The following is a 13,303-nucleotide window of genomic DNA, read 5'->3' as shown; positions in this document are numbered from 1 at the left end:
GTCCAATCAGGCCCTCGCCCTCGGCCCGATGGGCGTGGTCTCGCCGCTCGGCTCGCTCGGCGTCGTCGTGCCCGTGTCGGTGGGCCTGCTGGTCGGCGACCGGCCGGGGCTGCTCCAGTTCGCGGGTATCGGCGTGGCCGTCGCGGGTGTGGTCCTGGCGGGCGGACCGGAGCTGCGCGGGGCACCCGTACAGCGGCAGGCAGTACTGCTGACGCTCGTCGCGGCGTTCGGCTTCGGCTCGGTGATGGCCCTGATCGCGGAGGCGTCCACCACGCTCACCGGGCTGTTCCTCGCGCTGTTCGTGCAGCGCGTCACCAACGTCGCGGTGGGCGGTGCGGCGCTGTGGGTCTCGGTGAAGCGGGGCGGGCGGGCACTGCCGGAGGACGGCGGGATGCGCGTCGTGCGGGGGTCGCTGCCCGCGCTCGCCTTCGTCGGCCTCGCGGACGTCGCGGCAAACGGCACGTACTCGATCGCCGCGCAGAACGGTCCGGTCACCGTGGCCGCCGTGCTCGCCAGCCTCTACCCGGTGGTGACGGCGCTCGCCGCGCGGGGCGTGCTCAACGAGCGGCTGCGGGCGGTGCAGGCGGTCGGGGCGGGTCTGGCGCTGGTCGGCACGGTGCTCCTGGCGTCCGGTTGATCAGGCGTCGTCCAGCCGGGCCAGGGCGAGGAGCTGCTGGGGCGTGATCCCCTCGGGGAGGGGTACGGGGGCGGGCGTACGCAGCGGGGGCTGCCAGCCGTTCTCGGCGTCCCAGCGCCGTACGACGCGGGCCGGCGCCCCGGCCACCACCGCGTGATCGGGCACCTCGCCCCGTACGACGGCGCCCGCGGCCACCACGACATTGCGGCCGAGCCGGGCACCGGGGAGGATCACCGCGCCGGTGCCGAGCCAGCAGCCCGGGCCTATCTCGACCGGTTCGGAGCGCGGCCACTGTCTGCCGACGGGCTCGTGGGGGTCGTCGTAGCTGTGGTTGGTCGAGGTGATGTAGACGTACGGCCCGCAGAAGGTGTCCGAGCCGATGGTCACCGCCGCGTCGGCGATGACATGGCTGCCGCGCCCGAGGACCACCCCGTTGCCGAGCGTCAGGATCGGGTCGGGCCCGAGGTCGAGCCCGGGCATCATCCCGGCGGTCAACGTCACCTGCTCGGCGATGATGCAGTGGTCGCCCAGCTCGATCCACTCCTCGCCGAAGACGGTGCCCTGCGGGAAGGCCAGCCGCGTGCCGGGGCCGAGCCGGCGGAAGCGCAGCCGCCCAGGGTGCTCGGCGGTGACGGCGCCCGCCTCCTGCACCCACCGCCAGCCGCCGTGCACGGCCCGGCTGAGGACCCGGCGCCGCCAGGCGGCCAGGGATGAGAACGTGTTTCTGTTCTTCGGCACCCGGACACGGTAGTCGCCCGGATCTCGCCCGTCCGGCGCCGCGCGCTGTGATGTTCGCCCCACCGTCGCCGCCCGGGAAGGCGTCGCTTAACGTTCCCCGTGGCGCGACGTGCGAACCGAGGAGCAGACGATGACAGAGCGGCCGTTGATCACCGGAGTGGCCGGCAAGGAGCCCGACGTACATCCGGACGCCTTCGCCGCGCCCACCTCCGTGGTGGTCGGCGAGGTGACGATGGCGGCCGGGTCGAGCGTCTGGTACCACGCCGTGCTGCGCGCCGACTGCGGCCCGATCGTCCTGGGCGCCGACTCCAATGTGCAGGACAACTGCACCGTGCACGTCGACCCCGGCTTTCCCGTCACCGTCGGCGAGCGCGTCTCGGTCGGCCACAACGCGGTCCTGCACGGCTGCACGGTCGAGGACGACGTCCTGGTCGGCATGGGCGCCACGGTCCTCAACGGCGCCCACATCGGCGCCGGCTCGCTGATCGCCGCGCAGGCGCTCGTACCGCAGGGCATGCGCGTCCCGCCGGGCTCCCTGGTCGCGGGCGTGCCGGCCAAGGTGAAGCGGGAGCTGACGGACGAGGAGCGGGAGGGCATCAAGCTCAACGCGGCGATGTACCTGGAGCTCGCCCGTGCCCACGGCGAGGCCCACAAGGCCTGACGGCCGGCCCGGGCGGTTCCACCGCCGGTCGGGTACGTCCGCGAAGGCGGGAGCGCCGGCGAAGGCGGGGTACGGCCCGGAAGGCAGGGTGCGGCCCTGGAGATCGGGTACGGCCCGGAAGGCCGGACGCGGCCCTGGAGATCGGGTGCTGCCCGGAAGGCCGGTGCGGCCCCGAAAGCCGGGTACTGCCCGGAAGGCCGGGCGCGGCCCCGAAGGCCGGACGCCTGCGAAAGCGCTGCCTCGCCGGGCCGCCCGGAGGCGGCGGGCGTGGGGGGGGACCCCCAGCGGGGGGCGACCCTGCACGGCCCCTCCGCGCCGTTGCCGCGGTGCACCGGTGCACCGGTGCCGCCACGGTGGGCAGCGCCCTGGTGACGGGTCCCGGCCCGGAAGGCGGGGCGCCGTCAGTTCGCCGTGGCGCCGACCGGTTCGGGGACAGGGTCGGCGGCTCGGGCCTCGGCCTGCGCCGCTGCCTTCTTGGCTCGGCTCTTCAGGACCAGCATCGACGTCAGGCCCACCAGGACCGCGAGGACGAGCCCCAGCCAGGAGAAGCGCTTCAGCCACGCCTCCGCCACCACGCCGACGGAGTAGATGACGGCCGTGGTGCCGCCCGCCCACAGGATGCCGCCGAAGACGTTGGCGATGGCGAACTTCCAGTACGGCATCCGCAGCACGCCCGCGAGCGGCCCGGCGAAGATTCGCAGCAGGGCCACGAAACGGCCGAAGAAGACGGCCCACATGCCCCACTTCTCGAAGGACCGTTCCGCCATGGCGATGTTGGCTTCACCGAAGTGCTTGGGGAATTTGCCGCCGAGCCAGGCGAGCAGTGGCCGGCCGCCCTTGCGGCCGATGGCGTAGCCGATCGAGTCGCCGATGATCGCGCCGGCCGTGGCGCAGGCGCCCAGGACGTACGGGTTGATGTCGCCGTGCTGGGAGGCGAGCAGTGCCGAGCTGACGAGGACGATCTCGCCCGGCAGCGGGATGCCGAGGCTTTCGAGCCCGATCACCACCCCCACCAGGATGTAGATGCTGACCGCGGGAACGGTCTCGAGCCACTCCTGGACGTGCAAAGCCGGTTCCTCCGTCGTCGTTCCGTGCTGCCGTGCTGCCCGGCGCACGCCGGGCAGCCTACCTCGTCACAGGGGCAGGACCTCCGCGCGAGCGGTGAGCCTAAGGTCGCGCGAGGAGGTGCCGAGGCGGATGGTGCGGGTGCCCGTTCCGAGGGCCCAGGTGTGCCGTTCCGGGTCCCAGCAGGACAGGGTCCGGGCGGGGATGGGCACCGTGACGTGGCGGAACTGGCCGGGCCGCAGCTCGATGCGCCGGTAGCCGGCGAGCGCACGGGCGGGCTGGTCCAGCGTCAGGTCGGGTGAGGGACCGGCGTACAGCTGGGCGACGGTGACGCCGGTGCGGCGCCCGGTGTTGCGGACGGTGAAGCGGGCGGTGAGGCCGCCGCCGGGCGCGGGGGTCACGGCGAGACCGGCGTACGCGAAGGTGGTGTACGACAGGCCGTGCCCGAAGGGGAACAGCGGCTCGACGCCCTCGGCGTCGTACCAGCGGTAGCCGGTGCGGATGCCTTCGGAGTACTCCTGGATCCCGCCGGTGCCGGGGTAGCGGCGCGGGTTGCCGGCCATGGGGTGGCGGGTGTCGGAGACCGGGAAGGTCTGGGTGAGCCGGCCGCCGGGGTCGGTGTCCCCGAAGAGGACGGCGGCGGTCGCGGCGGCTCCTTCCTGGCCCGGGTAGTACATCTGGAGCACGGCGCCCGTGCGGTCGAGCCACGGCATGGTGACGGCGGACGACGTGTTGAGGACGACGGTCGTACGGGGGTTGGCGGCGGTCACGGCGTCGATGAGCGCCTCCTGGTGGCCCGGCAGCGCGAGGGTGGTGCGGTCGCGGCCCTCGGCGGCGTCCTCGTACGCGAAGAGCACCACGCTGTGGGCGGCGCGGGCGACGCGTACGGCTTCGGCGACGTCCGCCGCGCGGGTGGCGGTCGTGATGCGGCGGAGCCGGAACAGCTGCCCCTGGGTTCCGCCGGTGGCCGTGACGCGCAGGGTGTGGCGTCCGGCGGTGAGGCGGAGGGTGCGGCGGCGGACCTTCAGGCCGTCGGGGGCGGTGGAGACGAGGCCGAAGCCGGCGAAGAGCTCGGCCTCGCGGTCCCGGAGGGTGAAGAGTTCGGTACCGTCCACGAAGACCTGGGGGCGGGTACCGGTGTAGTGGACGAGGAAGGTCCACTCGTCGGGGTCGTCGAGGGTGAGTGTCCCTTCGTAGGTGTACGTCTTCCCGGCCCGGACGCGCTGTCCTTCGAAGGCCGCCCCGCGAACCGGGAGTGGCTTGCCGTACAAATCCTCGCCCAGGGCGTAGGTGACGTGGGCGCCGTCGCCCGCGCGGGCGGTGATGGCGGCGAGGGGGCTGTCGGCGCGGTCGGGGACGACGTGGGCGCTGCCGCCGCCGGAGGCGAAGGGCACCGTGCCGGTGGGGCCGATGACGGCGACGGAGCGGGCGGCGGGCCCGGTGAGCGGCAGCGTGGCGTGCTCGTTGCGCAGCAGGGTGGCGCCCGCGACGGCGACCCGGTAGGCGAGGCGCGCCCCGGCCTCCCGGTCGCGGGCGGCGGGGCGGGCGGGTGCGGTGCCGTCGAGGAGGCCGAAGCGGGCCATGACGGTGAGGATCCGGCGTACGGAGCGGTCGACGGCGTCCTCGGGGACGGTGCCGTCCCGTACGGCGCGCCGGAGGGCGTCGCCGAACCAGCGGCCGGCGGGCATCTCCATGTCGAGGCCCGCGGTGAGGGACGGGACAGTGCTGTGGGTGGCGTCCCAGTCGCTCATGACCCAGCCGTCGAAGCCCCACATCTCGCGCAGGACGCCGGTGAGCAGGGCCCGGTTCTCGCAGGCGTGGACGCCGTCGACCTTGTTGTACGCGCCCATCACCGCTCCGGTGCCGGCGGCGACGGCGGCCTCGAAGCCGCGCAGTTCGGTCTCGTGCAGGGCCTGTTCGCCGATCCGTACGTCGACGGTGGTGCGGTCCTTCTCCTGGTTGTTGAGGGCGAAGTGCTTGACGGTGGCGATGAGGCCCTCGTCCTGGATGCCGCGGATCTCCTCGGCGACGAGGTCGGCGGTGAGGAGGGGGTCCTCGGAGAAGGTCTCGAAGTTCCGTCCGGCGTAGGGGGTGCGGATCAGGTTGACCATGGGCGACAGCAGGACGTCCTGGCCGAGTGCCCGGCCCTCGTGGCCGATGACGCGGCCGTACTCGTGAGCGAGGGCGGGGTCGAAGGCGCTCGCCAGCATCACCGGGGCGGGCAGGGCGGTGGCGTGGGCCCGGACGCGTACGCCGGCGGGGCCGTCGGCGAGCCGGAGCGGCGGGATGCCGAGCCTCGGTACGCCGGGGATCCAGCCCGCCTGGCCGAGGCTGTGGGGGTCCTTGGCGCCGTGCAGGAAGGTGAGCTTCTCGTCGAGGGTGAGCCGGGCGAGCAGGTCGTCCACGCGGTCACCGGTGATGGGAGGCGCGGCGGCGTGGGCCGGGCCGGTGGCGGCCGCCGCGGCCGCGGCCGCTCCGGTGAGCAGGCGCAGCGTGGTCCTGCGGGTGACGTTTTCTGAGACGTTTTCTGAGACGTTTTCTGGCATGAGCGCACTATGCGCGTGATGCCGGGCGTTCCGTGTGACATGCCGTCAGACACGGCCGCCCCCGTACCCGAAGAGGGGTGCGGGGGCGGCCCTCACGCGCGCGTCCGACCACGCGCGCGTGCGACAGGGGTGGCGCGGCTCAGGAGTTGGGGCGCAGGGTCCAGATGATGGTCATCTCGCCCGTCACCGCGCCGTCCTCGCGCGTGATCTCGATGTTCACCGGGAACTCGGGACGCTGTCCGGCGTCCAGATCGGCGACGACCTCAGCCTTGGTGCGGCCGAGCGTCGCGGTGGCGGTGACGGGGCCCATGGCGAGCTTCTTGTAGCCGATCTCGGCCTTGACGGCGAGGGGCACGGCCCGGTTCATCTGGTCGCCGAACGCGCCGATGACGATGGCGCCGCTGGCGGACTCGCCCAGGGTGAACATCGCGCCCGCGTGCGGGCCGCCGACGTGGTTGTGGAAAGCGGCCTGGTCGGGGAGGCGGAGCACCGCGCGCTCGGCGGTCGCCTCGACGACCTCCAGGTTCAGGGTCTTGGCCATGGGAACGGTGGCCAGCAGCATCTCGCCGATGTTCGGCAGGGTCTCGGACATGCCCCGAAGTTACCAGGCAGTAGCAAGCGCGGGAAGGCCGTGTCGAGCGCATGGTCATGGGGGCGGGCGTGGCACCCGTCACCCCGCCCCTCTATGGTTACTCGCCATGTGGCCAGGACAGCAGCCGCCCGGGGGCGAGCAGAACCCGCAGGACCAGAACCCGTACCAGCAGCCGGGGTACCCGACGCCCAACCCGTACCAGCAGCCCGGCACTCCGCCGCCGCCGAGCGCCCCGCCGCAGCAGCCCGGCTACCCGCCGCACTCCGGCCAGCAGCCCGGATACCCGCAGCCGGGACAGCAGCCCGGGTACCCGCAGCCGGGACAGCCGGCGTACCAGCAGCCCAACCCGTACCAGCAGCCGACCGTGCCGCAGCAGTACGCGATGCCCGGCCCGCCCGTGCCGTCGCCGCCGCAGGGCTCGGACGACAAGAAGAAGACGACCGTCGTCGCGATCGTCGCGGCGACCGCCGTGGTCGTCGCCGCCGGTGTCACCGGGTTCCTGGTGCTGAAGGACGACGACAAGAAGACGAGGGCCGGCGGGGACGCCAAGCCCTCCCAGAGCGCGTCGAAGTCGTCCGAGGCGGCCCCGGCGCCGACCGACAACCCGCGCGACGGCTCCGACACGGCCAAGCCCACCGTCCCGGGCTGGAAGGTCGTCTACAACCCCAAGCGCAGCGCCCAGTTCGACGTGCCGGCCGACTGGGAGGTCATCGGCGCGGGCACGAGTGTCGGCTTCGAGGACGAGAAGAAGGGCGACGGCAGCCCCGTCGTCACCATGTCCGCCCCGGCCGAGTACAAGAGCAAGTGGTGCGTGGAGGACAGCAACAAGGACGGCCGCCAGGAGGAGAACGGCCTGGCCATGGTCGGCACCAAGGGCGGCCAGGGCGCCAAGGACACCGCCGAGGCGGCGTACAACGAGGCGGGCAACTGGGTGTGGGCGGGGTACGCCCAGACCGAGCCCAAGGGGACCGTCAAGGTCACCAAGGCCGTCCCGTACACGACCACGTCCGGGCTCAGCGGACACGTCGCCACGGCGACCGCCCTGAACACCAAGAAGGAGGGCAAGTGCGACACGGACGGCAAGTCCATCGCCTTCTCCTTCAAGAACGAGAAGGGTGACTTCGTCAGCTGGGTCCTGTATGCCAACACCGGCATCACGGGCGAGGTGCCGGACGCCACCATCCAGAAGATCCTGGCCACGGTACGGCTGGCCGGCAGCGGGTCCTGACCCCCAGTCCCGGTCGTGAACCGGTTTGGCACGAGGGCGCGTCGCCGGGGATAGTCCGGGAGTGAGTTCTCCCGCCGCCGCGCCCTCGAGGCGCCTCCGCCCCCGGCGCCCCGAGTGGGCCGGCCGCAATTACACCCTGCTGACCGCCGCCGCGATCGTCACCAACCTGGGCACCCACGGTGCCCTGATCGCGGCGGCGTTCGCCGTGCTGGAGTCCGGTGGCGACGGCGGCGACGTGGGCCTGGTCGCCGCGGCCCGCACCCTCCCCCTCGTCCTGTTCCTGCTCATAGGCGGCGCGATGGCCGACCGGCTCCCCCGCCACCGGGTCATGGTCGCCGCCAACGCCCTCAACTGCGCCTCCCAGGCGGTCTTCGCCGTCCTGGTCCTGGCGGGCGACCCGCAGCTGTGGCAGATGATGCTGCTCACCGCCCTGTGCGGCACCGGACAGGCGTTCTTCAACCCGGCCGCCGAGGGCATGCTGATGTCCAGCGTCAGCGGCGAGCAGGCCAACCGCGCCTTCGCGCTGTTCCGGATGGCCATGAACGGCGCGGGCATCGGCGGCGCCGCGCTCGGCGGCGCGATGATCGCGGCGATCGGCCCCGGCTGGGTGCTCGCCGTCGACGCGGCGGCGTTCGCCGTGGCGGGCGCGCTGCGCGCCTTCCTCGACGTCGGCCACATCGCGGAACGCGAGCCCGGGCGCGGGCTCCTGGCCGATCTGCGGGAGGGCTGGGCGGAGTTCACGGGACGGCCCTGGCTCTGGTCGATCGTGGCGCAGTTCTCGGTCGTCGTGGCGGTGGTCGGCGCGGCGGAGTCGGTGTACGGGCCGCTGGTCGCCCAGGAGGAGCTGGGCGGGGCGCGGCCCTGGGGCCTGGCCCTCGCGGCGTTCGGCGTGGGCACGGTCGGCGGCGCGCTGCTGGCGATGCGCTGGAAGCCGCGCCGGATGCTCCTGGTCGGCACCCTGTGCGTCTTCCCGCTGGCGCTGCCGTCGGCCGCGCTGGCCGTGCCGCTCCCGGTGGGCGGCCTGGTCGCGGCGATGTTCGTCTGCGGTGTCGCGCTGGAGATCTTCGGCGTCGCGTGGATGACCACGCTGCACCAGGAGATCCCGGAGGACAAGCTCTCGCGGGTATCGGCCTACGACTGGTTCGGCTCGACCGCGATGCTGCCGCTGTCGACGGCGCTGGCCGGTCCGGCGGAGAGTCTGTTCGGCCGGTCGCAGGCGCTGTGGGGGTGCGCGGCGCTGGTGGTGCTGGCGACGGCGCTGGTGCTGCTGGTGCCCGACGTACGGAATCTGACGCGGCGGACGAAGGAGGTCACGGTTCACGCGGTCCGGGAGTCAGCCGATACCGAAGGCCCCGTCGGGCGGCTCGGGTGACGCGACGGCGTCCTCGTCCCGTACGATCCGCGCGTCACCGATGAACCGGGCGAGCGACGCGCCGTGCTCCACGCGCGCGGGGAAGGCGTCGGCGGCCGCCCGCCGGGCCAGGCACGCGGTGTCGATCTCCCGGTGGGAGGCGACGAGCACGGCGTTGCCGAACCGCCGGCCGCGCAGTACGGCGGGCTCGGCGATCAGCGCGAGGTGCGCGAACACGGCGGCGAAGGTGGCGAGCTGGGAGCGGAGGAACCCGAAGGGCGCCCCGTCCGCCAGGTTCGCCACATGGACCCCGTCCGCTCGCAGCACCCGCTCGGCGGCCCGCGCGTACGCGATCGACGTCAGGTGGGCGGGCACCCGCGACCCGCCGAAGACGTCCGCGATCAGCACGTCCGCCGACCGCGCGGGGGCCGCCTCCAGCCAGGCACGGGCGTCCGCGCCGTGCACGGTGATCCCGGAGCCGGGCGGCAGCGGCAGGTGCTCGGCCACCAGCGCGATCAGCCCCCGGTCGGCCTCGACGACGTCCTGCCGGGAGCCGGGCCGGGTGACGGCCAGCCTGCGGGGCAGGGTGAGGGCCCCGCCGCCCAGGTGCAGCACGTCGAGCGGCTCGCCCTCGGGCGCCGGCGCCGCGCAGTCCACGGCGTGGGCGAGCCGGCGCGCGTACTCGAACTCCAGGTGCGTCGGGTCGTCCAGGTCGACGTACGACTGGGGCGCGCCGTCGATCGTCAGCAGCCACGCCCGGTCGCGGTCCACGTCGGGCATGAGCTTGGCGGTGCCGTGGTCGACGTCGCGCAGTACGGGCAGGGGCTCGGGCCGGGGGTGGTTCACCGCCTCATTGTGCCCATACGGCCCCGACGGCCCCCGCGCGGGCGGCGATGACGACGACGCGGTCGTACCCCGGCGGAGGCGGGGGTGGAGGCGGCGCCGGCGGGGTGACGGCGCGGACCGGCCGCGCCGTCGTGTGCCCCGCCGGCCGGGCCACGGCCTTTCAGAACACCTCCGTCACCGTCCCGGCGCCGACGGTGCGGCCGCCCTCGCGGATCGCGAAGCCGAGACCCGGCTCCAGCGGTACGTCACGGCCGAGCTCGACGGTCATGGTGAGCGTGTCGCCGGGGCGCGCGACGGCCGCCTCGCCGAGGTCGACGTCGCCGACGACATCCGCGGTGCGGATGTAGAACTGCGGCCGGTAGCCGGTGGTGACCGGCGTGGTGCGGCCGCCCTCGCGCGCCGACAGGACGTACACCTGCGCGGTGAAGCGCCTGCGCGGCTCGACGCTGCCGGGCGCCGCCACCACATGGCCGCGGCGGACCGCGTCGCGTGGGACGCCGCGCAGCAGCAGCGCCACGTTGTCGCCGGCCTGGGCGGACTCCATCGGCTTGCCGAAGGTCTCCAGGCCGGTGACGACCGTCTCCACCCCGGCGCCCAGCACCTCCACCCGGTCGCCGACCCGTACCGTGCCGCGCTCGACGGCCCCGGTGACGACCGTGCCGCGGCCGGTGATGGTGAGCACGTTCTCGACGGGCAGGAGGAACGGCGCGTCCACGTACCGCACCGGCATGGGCACATAGGTGTCCACGGCGTCCAGCAGCGCCTCAATGGCGCCGGTCCAGCGCGGGTCGCCCTCCAGCGCCTTGAGCCCCGACACCCGTACGACGGGGACGGCGTCGCCGCCGTACCCGTGGGCGGTGAGCAGCTCGCGCACCTCCAGCTCCACGAGGTCGGCGAGCACGGTGTCCTCGCCGTCGTCGACGGCGTCGGCCTTGTTGAGGGCGACGACGATGTGGTCGACGCCGACCTGGCGGGCGAGCAGGACGTGCTCGGCGGTCTGCGGCATGATCCCGTCGAGCGCGGAGACGACGAGGATCGCCCCGTCGAGCTGCGCGGCCCCGGTGACCATGTTCTTGACGTAGTCGGCGTGGCCGGGCATGTCGACGTGCGCGTAGTGGCGGGTGTCGGTCTCGTACTCGACGTGCGCGATGTTGATGGTGATGCCGCGCTGGGCCTCCTCGGGCGCCCGGTCGATCCGGTCGAACGGCACGAAGGTGCCGGTCCCGCGCTCGCTGAGGACCTTGGTGATGGCGGCGGTGAGGGTGGTCTTGCCGTGGTCGACGTGGCCCATGGTGCCGATGTTGAGGTGCGGCTTGGTGCGCACGTATGCCGTCTTGGACATGGCTGTCTGCCGTTCCTTCCCGGAACTCGAAGCGTTGAAGAGGACCCCTGGGCCTTGCCGACCCTCCCCCTGCGGGGTCCGCCGGACGATCCGGGAAGGGTCAGCTTCGGGCGCCGTCGAGAACGGCCGGGAAAGCGAATCCGGCAGCCTTCGGCGCGTCCGCGACTGCGGACGGCGCTGCGGGGAAGGCGTACCGGAACATGCGCCGATCATGGCTCGGCAGCGGTGTGCGCGTCGACCGAATTTCGGTACGGGCGGGGCCGCTGGTGCCGGTGGGACCGGCGAGGCGGCCGGATCGTGCGTGAGGCGGGCGTTACGGCGATCACGGGCCGCCGTCGGTTAGTCTCCCCGGATGCTCGACCCCGTAGTCAGGCCCCAGGCCGGTCTTGCCGTCCGCTGCTCCCGCGCTCTTCTGTCGCCCTGGTCGCGGCTGTCGCTGCTCCTCGTGGTCCTCGCCTCGGCGGCGGTGACGGTGGTGCTGTACGAGCCGCAGCGGCTGCTGTCGGCGGGCTGGCCGCCGCAGGTGAGCGGCGCGGGCGCGGTGGTGCTGTTCGCGCTGGCGTACGGGCTGTGCACCGCCGCCTTCGTACCGAGGCCGATCCTCAATCTGGCGGCGGGTGCGCTGTTCGGCTCGCAGGCGGGGCTGGTCGCGGCGGTCGTCGGGACGGTGCTGGGCGCGGGCATCGCGTTCACGCTCGGGCGGGTGCTGGGGCAGGACGCGCTGCGGCCGCTGGTGCGGGGGCGGTGGCTGAAGGCGGCGGACGGGCAGCTGAGCCGGCACGGGTTCCGTTCGATGCTGGCGATCCGGCTGTTCCCGGGGGTGCCGTTCGCCGCCGCCAACTACTGCGCCGCGGTGTCGCGGATGGGGTATCTGCCGTTCCTGCTGGCGACGGGGCTCGGGTCGATCCCGAACACGGCGGCGTACGTGGTGGCGGGGAGCGAGGCGGCGTCGCCGACCTCGCCCGCCTTCCTGTTCGCGATGGGGTTCATCGTGCTGAGCGGGCTGGGCGCGGCGGTGGTCGCCTGGTGCAAGCGGCACCGCCTGCGCGGCCGCTGAGGCTCAGAGCGCTTCGAGGATCATGGCGTTGGCCAGTCCGCCCGCCTCGCACATCGTCTGCAGGCCGTAGCGCGCGCCGCGCTCGCGCATGGCGTGGACGAGGGTGGTCGTCAGCCGGGTGCCGCTGGCGCCCAGCGGGTGGCCGAGCGCGATCGCGCCGCCGTGGACGTTGACCCGGGCGAGGTCGGCGCCGGTCTCCTGCTGCCAGGCCAGGACGACGGCGGCGAACGCCTCGTTGACCTCGAAGAGGTCGATGTCGTCGAGCCGCAGCCCGGCCTTGCGCAGCACCTTCTCGGTGGCGGGGATCACGCCGGTGAGCATCAGCAGCGGGTCGGAGCCGGTGACGGCGAAGCTGTGCAGCCGGGCGAGCGGGCGGAGGCCGAGCGTACGGGCGGTGTCGCCGGCCATGATCAGGACGGCGGACGCCCCGTCGTTGATGGGGCTGGCATTGCCGGCGGTGACGGACCAGTCGATCTGCGGGAACCGTTCGGCGAAGGCCGGGTCGTGGTAGGCGGGCCGCAGCCCGGCCAGTATCTCCGTGGTGGTGCCGGGGCGGACGCACTCGTCGCGCCGGAGATCCCCCAGCGGCGCGACCTCCGCGTCGAACAGCCCGTCCGCCCATCCGCGGGCGGCGCGCTGGTGCGACGTCACCGCGTACTCGTCCATCGCCGTGCGGCCGATGGACCACTTGGCGGCGATCAGCTCGGCGCTGATGCCCTGCGGGACCAGGCCCTCGGGGTAGCGGGCGGCGACGCCGGGACCGAACGGGTCGGCGCCGGGCGGCACGTTCGACCACATCGGGACGCGGCTCATCGACTCGACTCCGCACGCCACGACGATGTCGTACGCGCCCGACAGCACGCCCTGCGCGGCGAAGTGGGCGGCCTGCTGGGAGGAGCCGCACTGGCGGTCCACGGTCGTGGCGGGCACGGACTCGGGCAGTCCGGCACCGAGCCAGGCGTACCGCGTGGTGTTCATGGCCTGCTCGCCGACCTGGTCGACACAGCCGCCGATGACGTCGTCGACGAGGGCGGGGTCGACGCCGCTGCGCTCGACGAGGGCGCGGAGGGTGTGGGAGAGCAGCTCGACGGGATGGGTCGCGGCCAGGGCTCCGTTCTTCTTGCCCTTGCCGATGGGGGTCCGGACGGCCTCGACGATGACGGCGTCGCGCATGAGTACGGCTCCTCGCTCAGGGGAGGTGGGTTGGAAAACTGGACCAACACTCATCGGTAACATAGCC

General features: G+C 73.6%; 11 protein-coding genes and 1 pseudogene. 5 read left to right on the top strand and 7 right to left on the bottom strand.

Features of this window, described 5'->3' with window-relative positions; all coding sequences use genetic code 11:
• Positions 1-7 precede the first annotated feature (7 nt).
• Positions 8-637: pseudogene (locus tag AMK26_RS17390) on the top strand (EamA family transporter); the annotation flags it as partial.
• Here AMK26_RS17390 and AMK26_RS17385 read toward each other — a convergent pair.
• Positions 638-1,375, bottom strand: a complete 738-nt coding sequence (locus AMK26_RS17385) for an acyltransferase (RefSeq protein WP_073755610.1) — start codon at positions 1,373-1,375, stop codon at positions 638-640.
• Positions 1,376-1,505: 130 nt separating this feature from the next.
• Here AMK26_RS17385 and AMK26_RS17380 point away from each other — a divergent pair, with 130 nt between their 5' ends.
• Positions 1,506-2,036, top strand: coding sequence for a gamma carbonic anhydrase family protein (locus AMK26_RS17380; RefSeq protein WP_073755609.1), 531 nt, complete (start codon positions 1,506-1,508; stop codon positions 2,034-2,036).
• Positions 2,037-2,437: 401 nt separating this feature from the next.
• Here the strand turns inward: AMK26_RS17380 and AMK26_RS17375 are convergent, their stop codons facing one another.
• From AMK26_RS17375 to AMK26_RS17365, 3 genes are all read right to left on the bottom strand, one after another.
• A complete protein-coding gene (locus AMK26_RS17375; protein ID WP_073755608.1) occupies positions 2,438-3,103 on the bottom strand; it encodes a DedA family protein in 666 nt (221 codons plus the stop codon).
• 66 nt (positions 3,104-3,169) lie between these two features.
• The gene (locus AMK26_RS17370; protein ID WP_073755607.1) at positions 3,170-5,647 is read right to left on the bottom strand and encodes a glycoside hydrolase family 3 protein; all 2,478 of its coding nucleotides are present in this window, start codon (positions 5,645-5,647) and stop codon (positions 3,170-3,172) included.
• A 139-nt stretch (positions 5,648-5,786) separates the two neighbouring features.
• Complete coding sequence (locus tag AMK26_RS17365; protein WP_073755606.1) at positions 5,787-6,239, bottom strand: DUF4442 domain-containing protein; 453 nt, start codon at positions 6,237-6,239, stop codon at positions 5,787-5,789.
• 106 nt (positions 6,240-6,345) lie between these two features.
• Between AMK26_RS17365 and AMK26_RS17360 the strand changes: the two genes are divergently transcribed.
• Positions 6,346-7,467 carry a hypothetical protein gene (locus AMK26_RS17360; RefSeq protein ID WP_073755605.1) on the top strand — a complete coding sequence of 374 codons (1,122 nt, stop codon included), beginning with the start codon at positions 6,346-6,348 and terminating at the stop codon, positions 7,465-7,467.
• 61 nt (positions 7,468-7,528) lie between these two features.
• Positions 7,529-8,839 carry an MFS transporter gene (locus AMK26_RS17355; RefSeq protein WP_073755604.1) on the top strand — a complete coding sequence of 437 codons (1,311 nt, stop codon included), beginning with the start codon at positions 7,529-7,531 and terminating at the stop codon, positions 8,837-8,839.
• Here AMK26_RS17355 and AMK26_RS17350 read toward each other — a convergent pair.
• A complete protein-coding gene (locus AMK26_RS17350) occupies positions 8,801-9,598 on the bottom strand; it encodes a spermidine synthase (protein WP_073756238.1) in 798 nt (265 codons plus the stop codon). The genes AMK26_RS17355 and AMK26_RS17350 overlap by 39 nt on opposite strands.
• A gap of 226 nt (positions 9,599-9,824) precedes the next feature.
• Entirely contained in the window at positions 9,825-11,006 is a 1,182-nt protein-coding gene (tuf, locus tag AMK26_RS17345; RefSeq protein WP_073755603.1) for an elongation factor Tu, read from the bottom strand.
• Between the two features lie 352 nt (positions 11,007-11,358).
• Between tuf and AMK26_RS17340 the strand changes: the two genes are divergently transcribed.
• Positions 11,359-12,063, top strand: a complete 705-nt coding sequence (locus tag AMK26_RS17340; RefSeq protein ID WP_073755602.1) for a TVP38/TMEM64 family protein — start codon at positions 11,359-11,361, stop codon at positions 12,061-12,063.
• A 3-nt stretch (positions 12,064-12,066) separates the two neighbouring features.
• Here the strand turns inward: AMK26_RS17340 and AMK26_RS17335 are convergent, their stop codons facing one another.
• Positions 12,067-13,236, bottom strand: coding sequence for a thiolase family protein (locus tag AMK26_RS17335; RefSeq protein ID WP_073755601.1), 1,170 nt, complete (start codon positions 13,234-13,236; stop codon positions 12,067-12,069).
• Between the last annotated feature and the right edge of the window lie 67 nt (positions 13,237-13,303).

It is taken from the genome of Streptomyces sp. CB03234 (assembly GCF_001905885.1).
Taxonomy (GTDB): domain Bacteria; phylum Actinomycetota; class Actinomycetes; order Streptomycetales; family Streptomycetaceae; genus Streptomyces.
The sequence above is the reverse complement of the archived record's forward strand: the minus strand, read 5'-3'. Positions and strand labels throughout refer to the sequence as shown.

Excerpts from the sequence above, each read along its gene's own strand:
- AMK26_RS17360 (WP_073755605.1), top strand. The coding sequence starts at position 6,346 with ATGTGGCCAGGACAGCAGCCGCCCGGGGGCGAGCAGAACCCGCAGGAC.
- AMK26_RS17340 (WP_073755602.1), top strand. The coding sequence starts at position 11,359 with ATGCTCGACCCCGTAGTCAGGCCCCAGGCCGGTCTTGCCGTCCGCTGC.
- AMK26_RS17335 (WP_073755601.1), bottom strand. The coding sequence starts at position 13,236 with ATGCGCGACGCCGTCATCGTCGAGGCCGTCCGGACCCCCATCGGCAAG.
- AMK26_RS17370 (WP_073755607.1), bottom strand. The coding sequence starts at position 5,647 with ATGCCAGAAAACGTCTCAGAAAACGTCTCAGAAAACGTCACCCGCAGG.
- AMK26_RS17380 (WP_073755609.1), top strand. The coding sequence starts at position 1,506 with ATGACAGAGCGGCCGTTGATCACCGGAGTGGCCGGCAAGGAGCCCGAC.
- AMK26_RS17350 (WP_073756238.1), bottom strand. The coding sequence starts at position 9,598 with ATGCCCGACGTGGACCGCGACCGGGCGTGGCTGCTGACGATCGACGGC.
- AMK26_RS17365 (WP_073755606.1), bottom strand. The coding sequence starts at position 6,239 with ATGTCCGAGACCCTGCCGAACATCGGCGAGATGCTGCTGGCCACCGTT.
- tuf (WP_073755603.1), bottom strand. The coding sequence starts at position 11,006 with ATGTCCAAGACGGCATACGTGCGCACCAAGCCGCACCTCAACATCGGC.